This window comes from Nocardia carnea (assembly GCF_029868855.1).
In the GTDB taxonomy this organism is placed as follows: Bacteria; Actinomycetota; Actinomycetes; order Mycobacteriales; family Mycobacteriaceae; genus Nocardia; species Nocardia carnea_A.
Genome location: NZ_JARWOV010000194.1, coordinates 91,166 through 112,723, shown reverse-complemented (window position 1 = coordinate 112,723; position 21,558 = coordinate 91,166). Strand labels below are relative to the sequence as shown.

Genomic DNA, 21,558 nt, shown 5'->3' with positions numbered 1-21,558 from the left:
CGATGTGACGGACTGTGTGCTGTCCCACAGTGTTTCGCCGCAACCCCCGACCCGGAGGATTCATGCTCGAGATATCCGGTCTGACCGTCCGATTCGGCGGTATCACGGCCCTCGACGATGTCGGATTCGCCGTGCCGTCCGGCGAAATGACGGGTCTCATCGGCCCCAACGGGGCGGGTAAGACCACGCTGTTCAACTGTCTGACGAGGCGGTGCGCCCCCACCGCCGGCACACTGCGCTATCTCGGAACCGACCTGCTGGCCGTACGGCCCGATCTCATGGCCCGGCTCGGTATCGCGCGGACATTCCAGAATCTCGGCCTGTTCACCCGTATGTCCGTCCGGGACAACGTACTCGTCGGTGCCCACCACCGGGCGCGCGCAGGGTTTCTCGCTGCAAGTCTTTTCCTGCCGCCGGTCCACGCCGAGGAACGCCGGCTCCGTACGCAGGTCGACGGCTTGCTCGAACGCCTCGAGCTGGCCGATATCGCCGACCACCCGGCGGCCGGCCTGCCGTTCGGGACGCTGAAACGGATCGAACTGGCGCGGGCACTGGCCTCCGGTCCACGGCTGCTGCTGCTCGACGAGCCGGTCAACGGGCTCAGCCACGGGGAAGTCGGCGAATTCGCGGAACTCCTCGCCGGCCTGCGGGTGGATTTCGATCTGACCGTGGTCGTGGTCGAACACCATATGGGCTTCGTCATGAGCCTCTGCGACCGCGTGATCTGCCTGGAATTCGGCCGGGTCATCGCCGATGGAGCACCCGAAGAAGTCCAGCGCGACCCCGCCGTCGTCGAGGCCTATCTGGGGACGCCGGCATGACCCGCCACCTACCCAGCGGCGAACCCCTTCTCGCCGTATCCGGTCTCACCGCGGGTTACGGCGCGGGTGAGGTGCTGCACGGGATCGATTTCTCCGTGGCCACCGGTGAGATATGCGCCGTGCTCGGCCCCAATGGTGCCGGTAAGACGACACTGCTGCGGGCGCTCAGCGGTCTGATCCGGGTACGCGGATCGGTCACTCTGGCCGGCGCCGGAATCGGCGGGCGCTCACCGGAGAAGATCGCCCGGAGAGGGGTCGCGCATGTTCCGGAGGGACGCGGCACCTTCGCGCCGCTGACCGTCGAGGAGAACCTCCGCCTGGGCGCCTACTCCCGCGGCCGTGCGGAGTTCCGGCGCGGCGGTCTCGATACCGACCTGCGTCGCGTCTACGGCTACTTCCCGGTCCTGCGGGACAAACTGCACGAAAAGGCGGGCCGCCTCTCCGGCGGGCAGCAGCAGATGCTGGCGCTGGGCCGGGCGCTCATGTCCCGGCCGCGACTGCTGCTCCTGGACGAACCGTCCTTGGGCCTCGCACCGCTGGTCACCCGGGAACTCTTCCGCATCGTGCACACCATCAACTCGGAGGAACGCACCACCGTGATCGTTGTCGAGCAGAACGCTCAGCTGGCGTTGCGCACCGCGCATCGGGCGCATGTTCTGGAAAGCGGGCGGATCGTCCTGTCCGGCGCCGCGGCCGATATCGCCGCCGACGAACAGGTCGCCCGGTCCTATCTCGGATACCGGGTGTGACCGTGTCCGGATTCGCGCAGCAGATCATCGAAGGCCTCAGCGCCGGCGCGCTCTACGCGGGTATGGCACTAGCCCTCGTCCTCATCTACCGGTTCACCGGGATCGTCAACTTCGCGCAGGGTGAGCTGGCCATGTTCTCGGCGTTCCTGGCCTGGCAGCTGGTACAGAGCGGGACACCGTTCTGGCTGGCACTTCCGGTCACCCTCGCCATCTCCTTCGCGGGCGGCATGCTGATCGAACGGATCGTGATCCGGCCGGTCGAAGGGGCCCCGGAACTCACGCTGGTCATCGTCACCGTGGGATTGTTCTTCTTCGTCAACGCCGCCGCGGGCTGGATCTGGTCGTATCAGCTGAAGAGTTTCCCCAACCCGTTCCCGGAAGGTGCGTTGCGGGCCGGTGGCGTCACCGCCGGATACGGCAATCTGGGCATCCTCGCCGTGGTGACGGTGGTGATGGCGCTTTTGTATCTGCTGTTCCGTTACACCCGGACGGGTTTGGCGATGCGCGCGGTCGCCGCGAACCCGCAGTCGGCCCGGTTGGTGGGTATCGGTGTCGGCACCGTGCTCGCCCTCGGCTGGGGACTTGCCGCCGCCGTCGGTGCCGTCTCCGGGGTGCTGTCGGCGCCGCTGCTGTTCCTGGAACCCAACATGATGGGCGGCGTTCTCATCTACGCCTTCGCGGCGGCCACCCTGGGCGGTTTCGACAGTCCCGGCGGGGCGGTGGCCGGGGGGCTGATCGTCGGCGTCACGGAAACCCTGGCCGGGGCGTATCTCGATGTCATCGGCACCGAACTGAAGATCGGTGTGCCACTGGTGATCATCCTCGGCGTACTGCTGATCCGGCCGCAGGGCCTCTTCGGCACGCCGGCGGTGGAAAGGGTATGAGCGATATGGGAATCCCGAACACCGCGGTGGCCCCGGAGGACTACCTTCCCGCGGCCGAATCGACCCGGCCGCGGGCCAGGTTCCGGCGGATCGGCAGGCCGTGGGTCGCGGTGGCCGCGCTGCTGGTGGTGGCCTGCTGGGCGCCGTTCGAACTGGCCCCTTTCCACACCTTTCAGCTGTCGCTGGCGATGATCTACGCGGTCGCACTGCTCGGACTGAACCTGCTGGTGGGGCATACCGGGCAGATATCTCTCGGACACGGGGCCTTCTTCGCGGTGGGTGCCTACACCACGGCGATCATGATGGACCGCTGGGAGGCGCCCTACCCGGTGACCCTGCCGGTCGCGGCGGCGGTCGCGTTCGTGCTCGGAATCGGCCTGGGCATCCCGGCACTGCGATTACGCGGACTCTATCTCGCACTGGTCACCTTGGCCATCGCGATATTCCTGGTGCCCTTGCTGAAACGCTTCGAATCGGTCACCGGTGGCTCGATGGGCCTGACCCTGGACAAACCGCAGCCACCGGCGTGGACCGGGCTGGCCGAAGACCAGTGGTTGTACTTCCTGGTTCTCGCGGTCACCGCGGTGAGCTATCTGCTCGTCGCCGGGCTGCTGCGGTCGCGGGTGGGGCGGGCGCTGCACGCGGTGCGGGACAACGAGACCGCCGCCGAGGTCACCGGAGTGCGGCCGGCGTTCTACAAGACACTGGCGTTCGCCTGGGGCGCCATGTTCGCCGGAGCCGCCGGCTGCGTCTACATCTGGGTGATCGGGTACGTATCCCCGGACTCCTTCACGCTCACCTTCTCCATAACCCTGCTGGCCGGACTGGTCGTCGGAGGACTCGGCGGGCAGTGGGGCCCGCTGCTGGGGGGTCTGTTCGTCATGTACGTGCCGACCGTCGCCCAGGACATCAATCAAGCCGCGCCGGGGGTCGTCTTCGGGCTCCTCATCATCGCGGTCATGTACCTCGCGCCGAATGGATTGGCCGGACTCGTCGGCCGGGCGGCGCACTGGCTCGGACACCGGGCCCGGAAAGGAAGAACCGATGCGCACTAGAGCGATACAGGCGGCGCTCGCCGCCGCGATCGTCATCGCCGTCGCCGGCTGCGGGGGTCGTGACGACACCACCGGCGAGACGGCCTCCGGCGACTGCCAAGGCCAGCAGACGACGGGACTCACCGACAGCACCGTGAAACTGGGCGGTGTATTCCCGCTGTCCGGCCCGGCCTCCGCCTATGCCGAACTCCCGAAGGGCATCCAGGCCTACTTCGAGTACGTGAACAACGAACAGGGCGGTATCGACGGCCGCAAGGTCGAATACCTGCTGCGCGACGACGGCTATCAGCCCCCGAAAACCGTGGAGGAGACCCGGCGGCTGGTCGAACAGGACCAGGTCTTCGCTGTCCTGTCCACGCTCGGTACCCCCACCTCGGCGGCGGTCTGGGACTACCTGAATCAGCGCGAGGTGCCACAGATCTTCGTCGCCGGCGGGGCGACCCAGTGGGGTGTCGGCGACGGGCATCCGTGGACCATCGGCTGGCAGCCCAGCTACCGGGCCGAGGGCCAGGTGTTCGCCCGGTACGTCACCGAGCAGAAGCCCGACGCGACCGTCGCGGTCCTGTACCAGAACGACGATTTCGGCAAGGATCTGCTGGCCAGTTTCACCGAGGCCACCGCGGGCAGCGGGGTGCGGGTGATCGCCGAACAGAGCTACGAGGTCACCGACCCGACCGTAGACCCCCAGCTGCGTAACCTGGCGAACTCGAAAGCCGATGTGCTGCTGAACTTCGCCACCCCGAAGTTCGCGGCGCAGACCCTCGCGGCGGACGCGCGCAACCCCGAATGGAATCCGCTGCACATCCTCACCCAGGTCTCCAGCACCATGAGCGTGCTCGCGCCGGTCGGGTTCCCGAATGTGCAGAACGTCGTCACCTCGGTCTTCGTGAAGGACCCGGCCGATCCGCAGTGGGCCGAGGACCCCGGGATGAAGCTCTACCGCGACAAACTCGCCCAGTACGTACCCGGTGCCGATCCTGCCGACGGATACACCCTCGTGGGCTGGGCCATGGCCCAGAGTTTCCACAGAACCTTCGCCGCGGCGGCGTGCAAAACCCGTGAGGGCCTCCGTGATTCGATGCGCTCGCTCGACGATGTCGAGATCGATCTGCTATTGCCCGGGATCACCCTGCAGACCGGCGAAGGCGACGGCTTTCCGATGGAGGCCATGCAGATTCAGCGCTTCCAAGGCGACCGCTGGGTGCTGGCCGGTGACCTGATCGACACATCCGGCCGGTGACCACCCCGAAAAAACGTCCGTGGCGCATTCCGGCGCCGACGGCCGCCTCGATATCAACCGATGAGGACACAACCATGAAACTCCGAACCAGTGTCGCCGCCGCGGCTCTCGCGGTAGCGGCCCTCGGCGCCACCGCCGCCCCGGTCTCCGCGCAACCCGCGCCTGCCCCGCGGGAACTCACCTACGAGATCACGCACTCCGGTGCCGGCGCCGTGGTGAAGACGAACGGGAAATGGCAGGTGGCGGGCGATCAGCTCATCCTGCAGGCCATCGACGACACCCTGCTCACCACGGTGCCGCTCACCTACCGCAAGGACAATATCGCCTTCCCCATCGCCGCGAAGATCGACGGCGGCACGGCAGTGCTCACCCCACAGCGCGAAGGTGGTGTGCCGGTCGCACCGGTGAGCGCACCTGTGGTCACGCCCGAACAGGCGGGCAAGGAGGTGGCCGAACAATTCACGCCCCGCGATATGCAGGCGTTGGGTGTGTTCACCCAGCGGGCGACGATGAGTGCGGCGATCGCCGGTGCGATCGGCGCCGTGATCGGCGGCAGCCTGGGCTGTGTGCTCGGCGCGGCGACCGGTGCGCTCGTCTCCAGCCCCATCGCCCTGTTGCTGGTGCCGTTCGTCGGCGCCACGATCGGCGGCTGTGTCGCCGGTGCCGCGACGCTGGGTGCGGCGGGCGGCATCATCGGCGCGTTCCTGATCGGTGGCCCGGTCGCAGTTTTCGCAGCCTTCCAGTACTTCTCGACCATCTTGTCCCCGTGCCCGCCGGAACATCCGGCGTGCCGGCCGACGACCCCGTAGTCCGAACGACACTCCGCCCGTCCCGGCCCGCCGGGACGGGCAGAGCTTTGTGCGAAGGTTCGATCCGGCGAAAGGTGTCGACAGGCCGTGCCCCCGGGGCGCATCCAGGTAGGAAGCGATCCGATCGGGCGGACTGTCCGGGACACACGTGGCATGCTGTCGGCTATGTCCGATATTCGCCTCGCTGTTTCCGGTTCCGTTGCCACCATCACCCTTGATCGCCCGGCTCAGCTCAATGCTTTCACCACCGCTATGGGTGAGGAGTTGATCGAGGCATTCGACACCTGCGATCGCGACGACCGGGTGCGCGCGGTCGTCGTCACCGGCGCCGGCCGGGCCTTCTGTGCCGGCGCGGACCTGTCCGCCGGCGCGGACACCTTCGCCGCGCCCGAGGACGGGGAACCGGAATCCTTCCGCGACGGCGGTGGCGAGGTCGTGCTGCGCATGTTCGAATCGCGTAAACCCATCATTGCCGCCATCAACGGTCCGGCCGTGGGGGTCGGTATCACCATGACCCTCGCCGCCGATTTCCGGCTGGCGGTGGAGGGCGCCCGGATCGGGTTCGTCTTCAACCGGCGCGGTATCGTCCCCGAATCCTGTTCCAGCTGGTTCCTGCCGCGGCTGGTGTCGATGCAGAAGGCGCTGGACTGGGTGTACTCCGGCCGGCTCGTGGAGGCGTCCGAAGCGTACGAGGCGGGGTTGTTCTACGGGGTGTATCCACCGGAAAGCCTGCTGGACGAGGCCGATGCGCTGGCTCGGCGGCTCACCGAGCATTCGGCGCCGGTGTCGGTGGGGTTGTCGCGGCAGATGCTGTGGCGCGGGCTGGGCGCGGATCATCCGATGATCGCGCACCGGGTCGAATCGCGGGGTATCCGCATCCGTGGGGCCGGCGCCGATGCGCAAGAAGGTGTTTCGTCGTTTCTGGAGAAGCGGCCCGCGCAGTTCCCCGGCAGTGTGCTGCGCGATACCCCGGATATCTTCGGCGCGGATCTGCCGGTACCGCCGTTCCGGGAATGACCGGAAATGCCAGGGCGAGTGTACTTTCGGTACCAGTTAACTCCGGAATAGTGAGTTCGCAAAAGTGCGCGGACCCGGTGTCTGTTGTCTAGGATCTGTGGCACAACGATTTTCGGAGGTGCTGCATGCCGGACGACGTCCTGGCGCCCAATATCGAGCTCTTCTCCCGCAACGGTTTCGCAGGCCCGAACACCACCATCGTCCGGGCCCAGTACCGGCCTCGGTTCCTGCGGGCCCGCGGCGAATACCTACCGCGTCGTTTCCACACCTGGGATCTACCGGACCAGGTGTTCGCCGAACCGAAAGCCCTTCCGGTAGCGATCCTGGAGGGCGAGGGTATCGGTTTCGAACTGAGCCGCCGCACCGCCGCCATGACCTTCGGCTACGTCAACGTCTGGGCCGACGAACTGCACTACATCGTCTCCGGTCGCGGCCGGCTCGATACCGAAGTCGGCACACTCGACGTCCGCGCGGGCGATTTCGTGCTCATCCCGCGTGCCGTCACCTACCGGTGGGGCGAAATCGCCGAAGAGATCAACGAATTCATCGTGGTCACCACCAGCGAGCTACGCCTGGACCCCGAGGGCGCACCCGCGACCTTCAATCCCGACCTCCACCTGGATCGCCCGGTCCCGCACGGCCGGCCGGGGGACCCCGTGGACGACGAGTACGAGATCGTGGTCCGCACCGGCGACAAGTTCACGTCCTACTTCTACGATGTCGACCCGATCCCGTGCCTCGATGTCATCGGCGCTCCGCTGGTGGTTCGGTTCAATATCGAGAATGTGCAGGGGCTCGGTGTCGCCGCGGGGGGATTGGCGCCCGCCCAGCTGATGAGCAGCACCTCCGGCCGCGATTTCGTGTTCGGCGTCGGCAGCCGGCACAGCGCCCGGCCCCCGGTACATCACAACGCCGATTTCGACGAGGTCATCTGCTACGGCATGGGCCCCTCGCCGTGGGGTTCCGTCGATACGCCCGGAACGATCACCTGGACCCCGAAGGGCATCCTGCACCAGGGACCGGAAGAGAACGTCCAGCCCGGCTACCGGGCCTGGCTGCTGGAAACCCGGTCCTCGCTGACGATGACCCCGGCCGGCCGGGATATCGCGCATCTGATGGAAACCGACCAATACGGGGTTCATCCGGCCGAAGGGCAACCGGCCGCCGCACGCTGACTTCGGTTTCCGCCGGGCGAAGTCGCGGTATCTCCGGGCCGGGCGCCGCGTTCCCGGTAGTGCGCACCTAGCCGTTGCGCGCCGTCCGGTCGAGCCAGTCGAGCAGCGAGTCGATCCCGGCCCGGAAACCGGGCGAATCGGGTCGGTCGAGGAAACCGTGCCGGGTACCGGCGACGACGCGGTGTTCGGCCGGCACCCCGGCCTCGGTGAGTTCACCGGCGAAGGCGGTACTCGACGCGCTCAGGGTGTCGTAGGCGGCATCGAGCAGCAGTACCGGCGGCAGCCCGGCGAGTTTACCGCCGCCCGGGAAGACCTCCGGATCCGTGAGCAGTTCCGGCGACCCCACATAGTTGGTGTTCATCCGGCGGATCATCTGCGGCGTGTAGGTGGCGATCCGGCGCCGCCCCCGCACCCGGGCCCGGACGGAATCGGGCAGCGGCGGCAGTTCGGCGTGCAGGGTCGCGTAGGCGAGGATCATGCCGACCGGCACCTCCGCGGACCGGTCCCGCAGGCGCAGCGCGGCAGAGGCAGCGAGGCAGGCCCCCGCGCTGGCGCCGCCGATCACGATCCGCTGCCCCTCCGCCATGAGGTCGGTGGCGGCGGTGAGAACATCGTCCAACGGCGCCGGGTAGCGGTTGTCCGACGGCCGCAGTACCGGCGGACCCCAGATCCGGAACCGCGGAACCAGCGCATAGTCCACGGTGCGTACCCGCCGGCCGGCCGCGGCCACCCGCAACGCCACCGCATGTGACTCGTGCTGATCGAGCCCGCCGGAGACGAACGCGCCACCGTGGATCCACAGCAGTGGTTCTGCGGCCGGATCGGGGTCCGGGGGCAGGTACTCCCGGATCTGGACCGCGCCGCGGCGTCCGTCGAGGGTCCGGTCCCGGACCTGTGGGTCGTTCATCCGCCGTCCTCATCTGTGGCGTGCCGCTCGAGCTTCGGGTGGTACGGAAGTCCCCCGGCTGTTCGCCGACGGGAGCGCCGGAACTTCATTGGCCACGGCGATCGTATCGTCCGGACCGCCGGGCCGAATGCCAGGTCGGTGGGCGAACTCACAGCGCGGATGAGGAAACCTGCCCGCGGACCACCTGTTGCACCGAAGCGTGACTTCTACCGCTACCGGCACAGCCACGACCCCGGGACCCACGGCTCGCACCAGCTGGCATATCCCGGCGATGCTGGCGCTGGCGCTGGGCGGATTCGGGATCGGTACCACCGAATTCGTGACGATGGGGCTGCTGCCCGATATCGCGGACGCGTTCACCGTGTCCGAGCCCACCGCCGGGCACGCCGTCTCGGCCTATGCGCTCGGGGTGGTGGTCGGGGCGCCGGTGATCGCGGCGGCCTGCGCGTCGGTGGCGCGCAAACGTCTCCTGATCGTCCTCATGGTGGCGTTCACGGTCGGCAATCTGGCCTCGGCTTTCGCGCCGAATTTCGCGACCCTCGTCGCGGCGCGTTTCGTGGCCGGTCTGCCGCACGGCGCGTACTTCGGCGTCGCGTCGCTGGCCGCGGCCACGCTGGCGCCGGCGGGGCAGCGGGCCAAGGCGGTCGCGGCGGTGATGCTCGGGCTGAGCACCGCGAATGTCGTCGGGGTCCCGGCCGCGACCTGGCTGGGGCAACATCTCGGCTGGCGCAGTGCCTTCGTCCTGGTCGGGGCGATCGGAGCGGCCACTGTCGCGGCCCTGTTGCGCTATGTACCGGCGTTGACGGGGATCGCCATCACCAACCCGCTCACCGAATTGGGGGCACTGCGCCGCCCGCAGGTGCTGCTCACCCTCGCGGTGGGCGCCATCGGGTTCGGTGGCATGTTCGCGGTCTACACGTATGTGAGCACGACGCTCACCGATGTGGCCGGGATGAGCACGGGCCTGGTGCCGTTGGTGCTGATGCTGTTCGGGGTGGGCATGGTGCTGGGCAATATCGTCGGTGGTGTCCTCGCCGATCGCGGGGTGGATCGGTCGATCTTCCTGGCCATGGGCGCGATGATGGTGATCTTGACGGTGTTCGTGGCGGCTGCGCACCATCCGGTCACCGCCGGGATCGGTGCCCTGCTGGTCGGGGCGGCGGGGGCCGCTCTCGCGCCCGGTCTGCAGACCCGGCTCATGGATGTGGCCGCCGACGCGCAGACTCTGGCTGCGGCGCTCAACCACGCCGCCCTGAACATCGCGAACGCGGCCGGTGCCTGGCTCGGCGGGCTGGTGATCGCCGCGGGCTACGGCTATACGGCGCCCGCAGTGGTCGGGGCAGGACTCGCTCTCCTGGGTGTTCTGCTCTTCACCGTCACAGTGTGGGCGGCGCGGCGCGCCTGACGGCGGACCGGTCGACCAGTCCCGGGACCGGTGGGCGGTTCGGTCGGTGCTCGTCGTCCCCTGTGCCGTCGCGGCTGCGGCAATCAGGGAAGGCCGGCATATGTGATGCCCGGCCGGTCATCGTGTCCGTTCGTACGGCACGCCCGCACAACCGCTCCGGTTGGCCCGCGAATCCATACCTGTACGGCATCATCGGTCATGAGCGTCGGCGAATGATCTGCGGTGTCACTCGGTAACGGGTAAGCGGAGAGGTCGTGTGGATGGCCCAGCAACAAGCGCCGGTACGAGCGGCGAAGGTTACGGTTCTCACTCTCACGGCGATGGTCGTCGGGTCGATGGTGGGCGCCGGCGTGTTCTCGTTGCCGCGGCGGTTCGCGCAGGAAACCGGTGTCGGTGGTGCACTCATCGCCTGGACGATCGCCGGTACCGGCATGCTCATGCTGGCGCTGGTGTTCCAGCGGCTCGCCGTCCGCAAGCCCGGCCTGGATGCCGGTGTCTACGCCTATGCCAAGGCCGGGTTCGGCGAATTCACCGGATTCTTCTCGGCCGCCGGCTACTGGGCCAGCGCCTGCGTCGGAAACGTCACCTACTGGGTGCTGATCATGAGCACGCTGGGCGAATGGATTCCAGCGCTCGGCAAAGGGGACACGCTGATCGCGGTCATCCTTTCCTCGTTCGGTCTATGGGGTTTCTTCTTCCTGATCCGGCGTGGCACGAAAGAGGCCGCCGCCATAAACCGGATCGTCACCGTCGCCAAACTCGTCCCGATCCTGGTGTTCGTACTGCTCGCCGTTTTCCTGCTGGATCCGGCGGTTTTCGCGGACAATTTCCGCGGCGCGGACTACGCGGGTTCACTGTTCGAGCAGGTGAGCGACACCATGCTGGTGACGGTATTCGTATTCCTCGGGGTCGAGGGTGCGAGCGTGTACTCCCGGCACGCCCGGCGCCGCGAGGACGTCGGACGGGCCACGATCCTCGGATTTCTCGGTGTGCTCGCGATCTTCGCCTCGGTGACCGTGGTGTCCTACGGCATCATGCCCAGCGCGCAGATCGCCGAACTGCGCCAGCCGTCGATGGCGGGGGTGCTGGACACGGCGGTCGGTTCCTGGGGTACCGCATTCGTCAGCGCGGGGTTGATCGTGTCGGTGCTCGGCGCCTATCTGGCCTGGGCGCTGATGGCCGCGGAAGTGCTGTTCGTGGCGGCCGGGGATGCCGATATGCCGGCGTTCCTGGCGCGCTCCACCGACAGCGATGTCCCGATCAACGCGTTGCTGCTGAGTACCTCGCTGTCGCAGCTGGTCCTGATCATCACCATGTTCTCGCAGGACGCCTTCGATTTCGCACTCGATCTGACCGCCTCCCTCACGCTGATCCCGTTCCTGCTCGCCGCGCTCTACGCGGTGAAACTCTGCCTGACCCGCGAAACCTATGCCGATGCCCGGCCCGCGACCTGGCGCGGTGATCTCACGATCGCGATCCTGGCCACTCTCTACACCGCATTCCTGTTGTACGCGGCGGGCCCGAAGTTCGTGCTCGTCTCGCTGATCTTCTACGCGCCCGCGACCGTACTGTTCGTCCTCGCCCGCCGCGAACAGGGCCGCCGGGTCTTTGCGCCCCCCGAGGCCGCGCTGTTCGGGCTGGTGACCGTGGGAGCGGCGATCGGCATCGTCGCCCTCGCGGCGGGCTGGGTGACCTTGTGACCGCGTCCCACTCGCCCCGGAACCCCGGTTCAGAGACGGAAGGTAGCGCAATGACCGTGAACGCTCCCCGCATCCGGCACGGCGTCCATTCGGAGGTCGGGCAGTTACGCAAAGTGCTCGTCTGCTCACCCGGTCTGGCACACGAACGGCTGACCCCCACCAATTCCGACGAACTGCTGTTCGACGATGTGATGTGGATCGAGGCCGCCCAGCGCGATCACCTCGATTTCGTCAACAAACTGACCAACCGTGGGGTAGAGGTGGTCGAACTACACGATCTGCTGGCCGAAACCATGGCCGTTCCCGAGGCCCGCACCTGGCTGCTGGACCGCAAGATCATCGCGAACCGGGTCGGGCTGGGGCTGCTCGACGCCACTCGGGACTATCTCGATTCCCTGACACCGCGCGAGTTGTCCCGATTCCTCATCGGCGGTCTGTCGACCAGGGACCTGCCTGCCGACTATCGCAGCCCCTACCTCGCGCTGGTCCGCGAATCGCTCGGCACCCCCGAATATCTGATGCCGCCCCTGCCCAATACCCTCTACACCCGGGACACCACCTGCTGGGTCTACGGTGGCCTGACCCTCAATCCGCTGTACTGGCCGGCCCGCCACGACGAAACGCTGTTGATGAAAGCGATCTACCGGTTCCATCCCGGCTACTCCGATTCCACCGTGTGGTGGGGTGATCCCGAAAACGACTGGGGGCAAGCCACTCTCGAAGGTGGCGATGTGATGCCCGTCGGTAACGGCGCGGTGCTGGTGGGAATGAGCGAACGGACCTCCCGTCAGGCGATCACTCAGTTCGCGAAGGCATTGTTCGAGGCCCAGGCCGCCGACACCGTAGTCGTGGCCGGTATGCCCAAGCTGCGGGCCGCGATGCACCTGGATACGGTGTTCACCTTCGCCGACCGCGACCTCGTCACCGTCCATCCCGGAATCGTCGACGGTATCCACCCGTTCACTCTCCGGCCGGCCGACAAGGCGCCGGGCGTGGAAGTCACCGACGAACAAGGGACGCCGTTCGTGGATGTGGTCGCCCGGGCGCTCGGGTTCCCGGCGCTGCGGGTCGTCGAAACCGCCGGCGATATCTACGCCTCCGAACGTCAACAGTGGGATTCGGGTAACAACGCGGTCGCGCTCGCCCCCGGGGTGGTGTTCACCTACGACCGCAACACCCAGACCAATGCCGCACTACGCCGCGCGGGGGTCGAGGTCATCACGATCGTGGGCGCCGAACTCGGCCGCGGCCGCGGAGGTGGTCACTGTATGACCTGCCCGATCGCCCGCGACCCCATCGACTGAGGCCCACGTGCACGCGCCCTGGACCACGCCGGTCCGGGGCGGCCTGCGTCGGCGGACGTATCCTTCGTGAGTCCGCGAGAGGCGGTCAGTCTGTGGCTACGGCTTGTTCTTCCAGGCGCTGCAGAAGCTGCCGGGCGCCTTCGATCGCATGGAAGTCCTCGACATGCTTGCGTTTGTCTTCCGCGGAGGAAAAGAACGACCGCAGGGTGACTCGTGTCCGGTCGCCGAGTGCCTCGAGGTCGACGATGGATTGAAAAGCGGCCAGACCGAATTGTTTCGAACCGATATTGGTGTACACGAGTTGTGTGGGCGGCACGACGCGATCGAAGAGATAGATATTCGGGTAGTCGGTTCCATCGGGCCCGTGCATGACCACATCGAATCGTCCACCGGCGCGCACATCCAATTCATTCACAGTGCTGTGAAAATCGCTTGGACCCCACCATTTCGCCATCTTCCGGGGATCGTGCCACGCGTCCCATACCCGCGCTATCGGTGCGCCGATGACCCGGGTTGTTTCCAGGGCGAGGGAATCACTCATTCAGTTGCTCCAGGACTCGAGGGTTTCCGATGGGTGTTCCTACTCGTTATTACCAGTGATCCCGTCCGTCTCGGCTACCGCTGTCTCCTGCAGGGCCAGCCAGTGAAAGGAACGCCCCGGATTCACTCGGAGAACCGCGGTCGTACGCCGGTACTCCGGCTCGCCATTGCCGCGCTGGCACTCGACGAAGCGGACCACGGCGGTATCCCCGGTGGCACATAAAGTTTCGACTTCGGATATTTCGATCACCAGACCGGGCCGGCCGTTGCGCGCGCGGTGCAACCCGGACAGCAGTTCACGTTTGCGGATCACCGTGCCCGCGGTCGTCACCATCGAGAAATCCTCGTCGTGGGCGGCGGCGAAGGCGTCCAGCACCCGTGGCGACGCGGCCGAACCCAGCCAGGCCGCCAGCAGATCGTGGACCCGCTCGATTTCGGCCGCGATATCGATATCACCGGTGCGGCCGGGTGACCGGGGAGATTCCGTCATCCGAGCAGGATAGTGCTGCGACGGCCGGGTACGGACCACCGAGCCGGTTTCCGCGCGGCGGTCGGCGGGTGGGGCTTGCCCCGGAGGGCCGCGGCGGCACACGGTCGCCGCCGCAGGTGACACCAACTGCTTGCGCTGGACCGCCCCGCACCGGCGGCCCAGCGCAGCGAGCGCCTACCGCAGGTTCGCTGTCGGCGTGCTCGAAGCGACCGTCCGGGGCTCGGTCGCGGCATCGGCGGCGGCCAAGCCGAAGACGAGTGCGGGGGCGATCCCGCCGGCATAGGCATGGTCGTAGAGACCGCCGGTATCGGACCCCGCTGCGAAAAGCCCGGGAATCGTGCCGCCGGCCGCGGACAGGACCCGTGCGGTGGCGTCGATGCGGATGCCGTGGAACGGGAAGGTCAGCGCCGGGCAGGTTTCGATGAGGTAGTACGGGCCGGTGTCCAGCAGCTGGGAATCGTGCGTCCTGGTGGGCCGGACCGCGGCACCGGCGGCATCGACCTGCCGGATCTGCTCGGCGACGGCCGCCCCGTCGTAACCCCACTCCGGCGGCAGATAGGCGAAGTCCTCGAGGGTTTCCGCGACACCGCAGCGGCCCCCGCGGCGCTGGGTGAGCTCGAACTTGTCCACCGCGACCGCTCCCTCGACATAGCTGCCGAGAACCCATTCCCGGTACACCCGTTCGTCGGCTACCAGCAATCCGCGGGATTCCGGCTGGTCGAGCAGATACATGGCGGTGAGGTGATCACCCTGGGTTTCATCGGTGAATCGGCGGTTGTCGAGGTTGAACAGCAGCGCGTGCTCGCTGTAGTACAGCGACAGGGCCACGAAGTCGGCAGGGTCACGGAACGAAACCTGCGTCGGCACCAGATGCCCGTAGAAGCCGGAGCGCGAGGTCCCGGTCGCGGCGCCCACGCTTTCGGCCAGGCGCAGCCCGGCCCCCGCGCTCACCGGGTTGGAGCGCACCTGCATCTCGGTGGCGCGGGGATGGATGTGCTCGGCGACGAGCGCACTGTCGGCCTGGAAACCGCCGGTGGCCAGGACTACCGCAGTACTGGATACCTCGATTTCGGTGCCGTCGGGTAAGCGCACTCGGGCACCGGTCACCGCACCGTCGGCGGTGCGCAGGGCCAGAGTGTCGGTGCCGGTGAACAGCTGTCCGCCGACGCTCACCCGGCGCCGGCATTCGTCGATGTACTGGTTGGTGTCGAATTGGTGGCCGCGGCCGTAGCGCAGGATCGGCACCGCATCGGCGCAGTGCACGCCGAGCGCCCGGATCCATGCGATACCGTCGGCGAAACCGTCGACGAGGGCGTTGCGCAGCGCCGGGTCGCCGTTCGGATTCACCTCGTCCATCACCGCCCGATCGGGTGCGGTCCAGGCGTAGCCGGCGAAGCGCGCCGACCCTCCGACGGTATCGGCCTTCTCGACCACCACGACCGAAGCGCCGCGGTCGAGCGAGCGAACCGCCGCGGTGAGGCCGGCCATACCCGCGCCGATCACCAGGACGTCGGTTTCTATCCTCTGCATTCTTGCTCCTTTGTTGCTCGATCCGGCGGTTCAGACCGTGAACCGGCCACCGTTGCTCAACAGCACGGCGCCCACGACATTGGCGGCGGCCGGTGCGGCGAGGTACAGGATGTTGTCGGCCAGCTCCTCGGCGGTGGCGTAACCGCGGGTGGTGCCTTCGGCCATGGCCGCCCGCAGATGCGGCGGAGTACGCCGGGCCATCCCCGTATCGACCGGCCCCGGTGCGACGGTGTTCACCCGGATCCCGAATTGAGCTACTTCTTTCGCCACCGACTGGCTGAGTGCGTGCACACCGGCTTTGGACGCGGCGTAGTGCGGATAGCCGGCCAGGGTGTCGAATGCCGCGGACGACCCCACAGTGACGATCGCACCGCCGCCGGTTCCTTTCATCGCGCGTACCGCGGCGCGCAGGACATGGAAGGTGCCGTCCAGGTTGATCGAGAGAATGCGCCGCCAGTCGGTGTCCTCCAGATGGGCGAGCACGTCCGGTGGGCGGTGTTCGGCGGCGGCTTCGTAGATGCGCTGTTTACTGCGCGGATCGTCGACACCGGCCGCGTGGACGACGATATCGACGCGACCGTGTTCGGCGAGCACAGTGGCGAAGGCCCGGTCGACCTGCGCCGAATCGGCCACATCCAGTTCCACCGCGGTGCCGCCCGTGATGTCCGCCGCCACCTGAGCAGCGGCCTGCCGATCGATATCGCAGATGTGGACCGCCGTAGCACCGCGCTGCGCGAGCAGTCGCGCGGTGGCGGCCCCGATGCCCGACCCGGCGCCGGTCACCAGCGCCACCTTCCCGGTGAACTGCTGTGCCGGCGCGACTGTTTCCTCCTGTGGTGTGGGTGTCTCGGTGCTCACTGGAAGATGTCCTCCCAGTCGTTGCGGTACTTCTCGGCGCCTTCGCCGATGGTCACCGCGAGGTTCTGGCCGGGAACGTCCTGCGCCACCGCCAGCGCGCCTTCGATACCGGGCAGGACCGACCCGTAACCCGGCGAGGTCGCCCGTTGGCCGGGGCGGCTCACCATGAAATCGGCGAGCACCTGCGCTGCATTGGGGTGGGGTGCGGAGCCGAGCGCCAGCCCGTACCAGCGCGCGCCCCATACGTGCGGTCCCGCGGTCCAGTCGACAGGTGCACCCGCGGAGCGTTCCGGCAGCATCGGGTTGCACATCAGCGCGGCCACGATCTCCCCGGAGGCGAGTGCCTGCCCGAGTGGTTGTGAGCTCGGGTAGATGCGCGGTTCGTTCTGCGCGAGCTTTTCGAGGAATCCGCGGCCGCCGTAATGCTCCTCGATATGGTCGTAGTAGTCGATATAGGTCGGCGAGGTGGCCGGTGTGACGATGCCGATCCTGCCTTTCAGTGCGGGGTCGAGCAGATCCGCGGCCGTCCGGATGCCCTGGGGGTATGTGCCGGTGTTCCAGCCGAAACCGAGGATCACCGCGCCCTCGAGAAAGAACCTCCCGCCGACGATGCTGTCGGCGCGCCGGTATTCGGGCGCGTCGAACGCGGGGCCGATCACCTCCACTGCCCGGTCGGTGTCCGCGGCCGTCTGCATCCAGGCGACATCGGTGATCACCGCGATATCGCCGGCGCCCTTGCCCGTCCGGGCCTCGGCGTCGATCCGGGACAGCAGATCGGCATCCACGCCCCGGACCACGTTCAGGTCGATTCGTGGATAGGCCGTTTCGAAGGCATTCTCCAGATCCGCGAGCACCGGTTGCGCCTGAGTGGAATAGATCGTGACGGCACCTTCTTTGTTCGCCGCCGCCACCACCCCGTCCCAAGACCCCGAAACCGGCCGGGAGACCGCGGTGGAACCACCGCATCCGGCCAGCGTCAGGGTGAGCGCACCCAGCACCGCTGCCGTTCCGAGAGCCTTCGTTCGAAGGGTTTTCCGCATGTGTACCTCATTCTTTTCCATGGCGTGCGGGGCCGGGCCCGATACCTCCGCGGCCCGGGCTGCTCGCCTGTCACGCCGGTACCGGCGCGGTTTTGTGGCGTCCCCTCACTCCACCGCCGCGGGCATCGGCCGCGCGCTGCCGATAATCGTTTCGGCGGCCGCGTATCCCTCGGCGACGGCGTGCGATACCCGCCGGGGGACGAGGGCGTCGCCGATGATCTGCACCCTCGCCCGCGGCAGCCGCTCCGGAAATGACCGCCACTCGGTGGCAACCCGCTCACCGGCGACCACCACGCGGTCGCAGGCCAGCTCACGCGACTGCCCGGACAACACGTTTCGGTAGCTCACGCCGGTGTCAGGTCCGTCGCCGCGTATCTCGACCGGCGCGGCCTGGACGACGAAATCCACCGGGCGGCCGGCCAGCCGGCGCAGCAACTGCACCCGGCTCTCCGCCGGGATCCCCGCCGCGATCGCCGGGGCCGGGGTGAGCACGGTGACCAGGCCGGCGCCTCCGGTGAGCGCCGCTTCCACGGCGCCGAGTGCGGGCCAGTAGCCGAACCCGTCGTCGACCACCACCACGCGATGGCCGGGCCAGATCTGCCGCGGATCGGTCAGGACCGAGGTGGCGGTCAGGGCGCCGGGGGTTTCGGATTCGGTGGCCCCGGTCGCCACGACGACCTCGGCGAAATCGGTGAGATCCGCCGGTGATACCCGGTGTCCGAGTTCTGTCCGGACGCCGTCCAGGTTGTCCTGGTAGAAGCGGAGCAGCGCCGGCCAGCCCGAACGGTTCGGTGCCTGCGCGGCGGTGCGCAGCTGGCCACCGATCCAGGAACTCGCGTCGAAGAGGGTGACGTCGTGCGACGGTGCCAGCCGGAAGGCGGCTTCCAGGCCCGCTGGTCCGGCGCCGACGACGGCAACCCGCCCCGTTCGGTAGCGGGACCGGCCGAAGCGCAAAGGCCGCGCCGGACGGGCCGAGTGGCCGGGCGGCGCCAAAGCCGGATTCACCGAGCACAGCAGCACCGGGGTGAACGAACGGCAGTCCTCGTTGCAGGACACGCACGGCCGGATCCGGGAATCGGCGCCGCGGAGCAGTTTCGCCGCGATATCCGGGTCGGCGATGAAGGGCCGTGCCATCCCGATCAGATCGGCACCGGCGGCGAGGGCGCCCTCGATATCCGGCCGCGACCGGAACGCCTGGGAAACCAGCAACGGGCGGGTGGTCGCTGCGCGCAGCCGGCCGAGCAGGGGGAGCAATGGAGGACCGGCAGTCGCCATATCGCGGACGTAGGTGGTGCGCACACCGGCCGTGACGTTGAGGTAGTCGAACATGTCCAGCAGTGGCAGCAGTTCGCACAAACCTTCGGCGTCCAGTCCGGCTTCCTCCGCTCCGTCGAGCGAAACCCGCACTCCGACAACCAGTCCGGGGCAGGCCGCGGTGATTGCGGTGTGCAGCCGGTGCAGGATCGCCACCCGCCCGGCGGGGGTTGCGGCATCGGCTCGGGTGTTCGTGACGGGGGACAGGAACTGCGCCAGCAGGTATCCGTGGGCGGCGTGTAGTTCCACGGCGGCGAAACCCGCTTCGGCGGCGTGGCGGGAACTGAGTACGAAATCGGCGATCACCCGGTCGATATCGGGGTCCGACATCACCCGCGCGCGGACCGGTTCGCGCGGGGACCGGACGGCCGACGGTGCGATCGGATGTTCCCAGATCTCGGCGCCCAGGGTCTCGCGCCCGAGATGCACGAGCTGGCAGACCGGTACGGCGCCGCCCTCGCTGATCGCCCGGGCGCGCCGGCGCAGTCCGGGAACCGCATCGGGCAGGGAGGCATCGGTGATGTTTCCTGTCCGGTTGCCGGAGTCCGATCCGACCACCGTCCCGCCCGCGATCACCATGGCTGCGCCCCCGGCGGCGCAGCGTCGCCAGTAGTCGTCGTCGCCGGGCTGGGCGGTGCCTTTGCTGACCACACCGGAGCCGTGTGCGGTCGCGACCAGGCGATTACGCAGCTCGAGGCCGCCTATCCGTAGTGGTGACGACAGGAGCGGGGAGACCAAAGTTCCTCCTTGAACTGGATTCACTTCATATTATTGCCACAAGGTGATTGACACCACAATGGGTATGGCATAGTTTCAAACTGACATCAGTTCAGTTCTGCGGGATGTGGGTATTCGCACTATGAAGTTGCTGTTCCAGGCCACGGCGGCCGCCGCGGCCCTCGCTGTCACTTCGGTCCTCGCCGCCTGTGGGGCGAGCCCCGGAACGACGGCGCCGGTATCGGGCACATGGGACGACGTGGTCGCCGCCGCCGAAAACGAAGGCAGCGTTCTGCTCTACTCGAGCCAGAAACCGGCCAATCTCGAGCGGCTGGAAAAGGCGTTCGAATCGTCGTATCCCCGCATCGATCTGGAATTCGTCCGGGGCACCGACGCCGATATCAATCCGCGCGTGGAGACCGAGAACCGTACCGGTCGCGGTACCGCGGACGTCCATATGCTCACCGATGCCACCTGGATCGGCAATGCGGCTCAATCGGGGAACTATTCGACCGAGCTCGCCGGCCCCAATGTGCGGGCACCGGAATACCGGCCGGAGACCAGCGTGCTGGAAAACCGGTTCGCACTCAGCAGCGCGGCCGTCTTCGCTCTGGGCTGGAACACCGAGGCAGTGCCCGGCGGCCTGAGTTCACCGCGCGACATCCTCGACCCCAAGTACACCGGCAAGATCGGCATCGTCAACCCGACCGGTATCGCCTCGTATGTCGATCTCTACCGCTACTACGCCGCGACTTACGGCGCCGACTACTGGGACCGGATGGCCGAGCTGAAACCCCGCATATATCCGAGCGCACTCGGTATCGCGCAGGCACTCACCTCGGGCGAGATCGCGGTGACCCCCTCGGTACAACCGCTGGTTACCGAAGTTGCCGCGGGCGCCCCGGTCGACTGGGCTCTCCCGCCACAACCATGGGGAACACCCTGGTACAGCCACGTGGTGAGTGTGGCGCCGCATCCGAACGCGGCTCAGCTACTGGTCGATTTCATGGCGACCCGTGAAGGGCAGACGGCGCTCAACGACGGCTACGCAGCGGCGCTGCCCGATATCCCCGGCGCGGTGGTCCAGGCGCAGGATATTGCCGCACCGGACACCCGCGATCTGACACCGGACAAGGTCGCGCAGTACTCCCAGGAATGGGCCAGGCGTTTCCAGAGCTGATCCGGCTCCACCGTTCCCTATACATCGACGAAGGACAGGTATGGACGAGACGGCCGAGCCCTGGCACGGCACCCACGTACTGGTGACCGGGGCATCCGGGGGGATTGGCGGGGCGACCGCCGAACTGTTCGTCGCGAAGGGCGCGACGGTCTACCTCACCGATATCGACGATATCGCCGGCCGGAAACGGGCGCTGGCGCTGGGCCCGCGCGCCCACTACCACTCTCTCGATGTCACCGACGAAGCCGGCTGGCATGCCGTGGCCACCGCGATGGAGCAGTCCGGTCATCGGATGAACGTACTGGTCAACAGTGCTGGAACCGCAATGAAAGCGACGCTGGCGCAGACCACGCTCGACGACTTCCGCCGGATGGTCGACCAGCATCTGGTCGGGACGTTCCTCGGATTGCGGACCGCGGCAGCGGCGATGACCGATGGCGGGTCGGTCGTGAACATCTCGTCGCTGCGCGGTGTGCTCGCCACCGCCGAACTCGGCGCCTACGGTGCCGCGAAATCCGGCGTGCGGGCGCTGACCAAGGTCGCCGCGCTGGAACTGGCCGAACAGGGTGTCCGGGTGAATTCGGTATGCCCCGGCAGTATCACCACCGAGATCACCGCGGCACCGGGTTTCGCCGCCGACGATGTAGCGGCGTATGTCCGCAGCATTCCGATGCAGCGCCGGGGCGCCCCCGCCGAAGTGGCGTCGGTGATCGCATTCCTGGCGGGTGCCGAGAGCAGCTATGTCACCGGAACCGATCTCCTCGTCGACGGCGGAATCGCCGCCGGCGTACGCACTCCGAAACTTTCGACCCAGAAGGCATGA

20 protein-coding genes are annotated in these 21,558 nt (G+C 67.7%); 13 read left to right on the top strand and 7 right to left on the bottom strand.

Going from position 1 to position 21,558, the window contains the following annotated elements:
* Positions 1-62 precede the first annotated feature (62 nt).
* From QH195_RS18245 to QH195_RS18210, 8 genes are all read left to right on the top strand, one after another.
* Positions 63-821 (top strand): ABC transporter ATP-binding protein, encoded by a 759-nt coding sequence (locus tag QH195_RS18245; RefSeq protein ID WP_280425576.1) that lies wholly within the window; start codon positions 63-65, stop codon positions 819-821.
* Positions 818-1,570, top strand: coding sequence for an ABC transporter ATP-binding protein (locus QH195_RS18240; protein ID WP_280425577.1), 753 nt, complete (start codon positions 818-820; stop codon positions 1,568-1,570). The genes QH195_RS18245 and QH195_RS18240 overlap by 4 nt, the downstream gene beginning before the upstream one ends.
* Positions 1,567-2,454, top strand: coding sequence for a branched-chain amino acid ABC transporter permease (locus QH195_RS18235; RefSeq protein WP_280436291.1), 888 nt, complete (start codon positions 1,567-1,569; stop codon positions 2,452-2,454). Before QH195_RS18240 ends, QH195_RS18235 begins: the two co-directional genes overlap by 4 nt.
* A complete protein-coding gene (locus QH195_RS18230; RefSeq protein ID WP_280436290.1) occupies positions 2,451-3,509 on the top strand; it encodes a branched-chain amino acid ABC transporter permease in 1,059 nt (352 codons plus the stop codon). Before QH195_RS18235 ends, QH195_RS18230 begins: the two co-directional genes overlap by 4 nt.
* Positions 3,499-4,749 carry an ABC transporter substrate-binding protein gene (locus QH195_RS18225; RefSeq protein WP_280436289.1) on the top strand — a complete coding sequence of 417 codons (1,251 nt, stop codon included), beginning with the start codon at positions 3,499-3,501 and terminating at the stop codon, positions 4,747-4,749. Before QH195_RS18230 ends, QH195_RS18225 begins: the two co-directional genes overlap by 11 nt.
* Positions 4,750-4,823: 74 nt before the next feature.
* The gene (locus tag QH195_RS18220; RefSeq protein ID WP_280436288.1) at positions 4,824-5,558 is read left to right on the top strand and encodes a hypothetical protein; all 735 of its coding nucleotides are present in this window, start codon (positions 4,824-4,826) and stop codon (positions 5,556-5,558) included.
* 165 nt (positions 5,559-5,723) lie between these two features.
* Entirely contained in the window at positions 5,724-6,575 is an 852-nt protein-coding gene (locus tag QH195_RS18215; protein WP_280425582.1) for a crotonase/enoyl-CoA hydratase family protein, read from the top strand.
* Positions 6,576-6,700: 125 nt separating this feature from the next.
* Complete coding sequence (locus QH195_RS18210; protein WP_280436287.1) at positions 6,701-7,750, top strand: homogentisate 1,2-dioxygenase; 1,050 nt, start codon at positions 6,701-6,703, stop codon at positions 7,748-7,750.
* Between the two features lie 67 nt (positions 7,751-7,817).
* Here the strand turns inward: QH195_RS18210 and QH195_RS18205 are convergent, their stop codons facing one another.
* The gene (locus tag QH195_RS18205) at positions 7,818-8,657 is read right to left on the bottom strand and encodes an alpha/beta hydrolase (protein ID WP_280425584.1); all 840 of its coding nucleotides are present in this window, start codon (positions 8,655-8,657) and stop codon (positions 7,818-7,820) included.
* Positions 8,658-8,928: 271 nt separating this feature from the next.
* On the opposite strand from QH195_RS18205, the gene QH195_RS18200 reads away from it, so the two are divergent.
* From QH195_RS18200 to QH195_RS18190, 3 genes are all read left to right on the top strand, one after another.
* On the top strand, positions 8,929-10,062 hold the full coding sequence (locus QH195_RS18200) for an MFS transporter (protein ID WP_280436316.1): 1,134 nt from the start codon (positions 8,929-8,931) through the stop codon (positions 10,060-10,062).
* 260 nt (positions 10,063-10,322) lie between these two features.
* Positions 10,323-11,762: a basic amino acid/polyamine antiporter gene (locus QH195_RS18195; protein WP_280436286.1), complete on the top strand. Its 1,440-nt coding sequence runs from the start codon at positions 10,323-10,325 to the stop codon at positions 11,760-11,762.
* Positions 11,763-11,812: 50 nt separating this feature from the next.
* Complete coding sequence (locus tag QH195_RS18190; protein ID WP_280436285.1) at positions 11,813-13,066, top strand: arginine deiminase; 1,254 nt, start codon at positions 11,813-11,815, stop codon at positions 13,064-13,066.
* Positions 13,067-13,151: 85 nt separating this feature from the next.
* On the opposite strand, the gene QH195_RS18185 is transcribed toward QH195_RS18190, so the two are convergent.
* The 6 genes from QH195_RS18185 to QH195_RS18160 form a co-directional block, all read right to left on the bottom strand.
* Positions 13,152-13,607, bottom strand: coding sequence for an SRPBCC domain-containing protein (locus QH195_RS18185; protein ID WP_280436284.1), 456 nt, complete (start codon positions 13,605-13,607; stop codon positions 13,152-13,154).
* A gap of 39 nt (positions 13,608-13,646) precedes the next feature.
* Positions 13,647-14,096 (bottom strand): nuclear transport factor 2 family protein, encoded by a 450-nt coding sequence (locus QH195_RS18180; RefSeq protein WP_280436283.1) that lies wholly within the window; start codon positions 14,094-14,096, stop codon positions 13,647-13,649.
* Between the two features lie 174 nt (positions 14,097-14,270).
* Positions 14,271-15,626 carry an FAD-dependent oxidoreductase gene (locus tag QH195_RS18175; protein ID WP_280436282.1) on the bottom strand — a complete coding sequence of 452 codons (1,356 nt, stop codon included), beginning with the start codon at positions 15,624-15,626 and terminating at the stop codon, positions 14,271-14,273.
* A 30-nt stretch (positions 15,627-15,656) separates the two neighbouring features.
* A complete protein-coding gene (locus tag QH195_RS18170; RefSeq protein WP_280436281.1) occupies positions 15,657-16,484 on the bottom strand; it encodes an SDR family NAD(P)-dependent oxidoreductase in 828 nt (275 codons plus the stop codon).
* Complete coding sequence (locus QH195_RS18165) at positions 16,481-17,524, bottom strand: extracellular solute-binding protein (RefSeq protein ID WP_280436280.1); 1,044 nt, start codon at positions 17,522-17,524, stop codon at positions 16,481-16,483. The genes QH195_RS18170 and QH195_RS18165 overlap by 4 nt, the downstream gene beginning before the upstream one ends.
* Before the next feature lie 105 nt (positions 17,525-17,629).
* Positions 17,630-19,576, bottom strand: a complete 1,947-nt coding sequence (locus QH195_RS18160) for an FAD-dependent oxidoreductase (protein ID WP_280436279.1) — start codon at positions 19,574-19,576, stop codon at positions 17,630-17,632.
* A 121-nt stretch (positions 19,577-19,697) separates the two neighbouring features.
* On the opposite strand from QH195_RS18160, the gene QH195_RS18155 reads away from it, so the two are divergent.
* Together QH195_RS18155 and QH195_RS18150 are read left to right on the top strand one after the other, a co-directional pair.
* Positions 19,698-20,735: an ABC transporter substrate-binding protein gene (locus QH195_RS18155; RefSeq protein ID WP_280436278.1), complete on the top strand. Its 1,038-nt coding sequence runs from the start codon at positions 19,698-19,700 to the stop codon at positions 20,733-20,735.
* A gap of 40 nt (positions 20,736-20,775) precedes the next feature.
* Positions 20,776-21,558 (top strand): SDR family NAD(P)-dependent oxidoreductase, encoded by a 783-nt coding sequence (locus tag QH195_RS18150; protein ID WP_280425593.1) that lies wholly within the window; start codon positions 20,776-20,778, stop codon positions 21,556-21,558.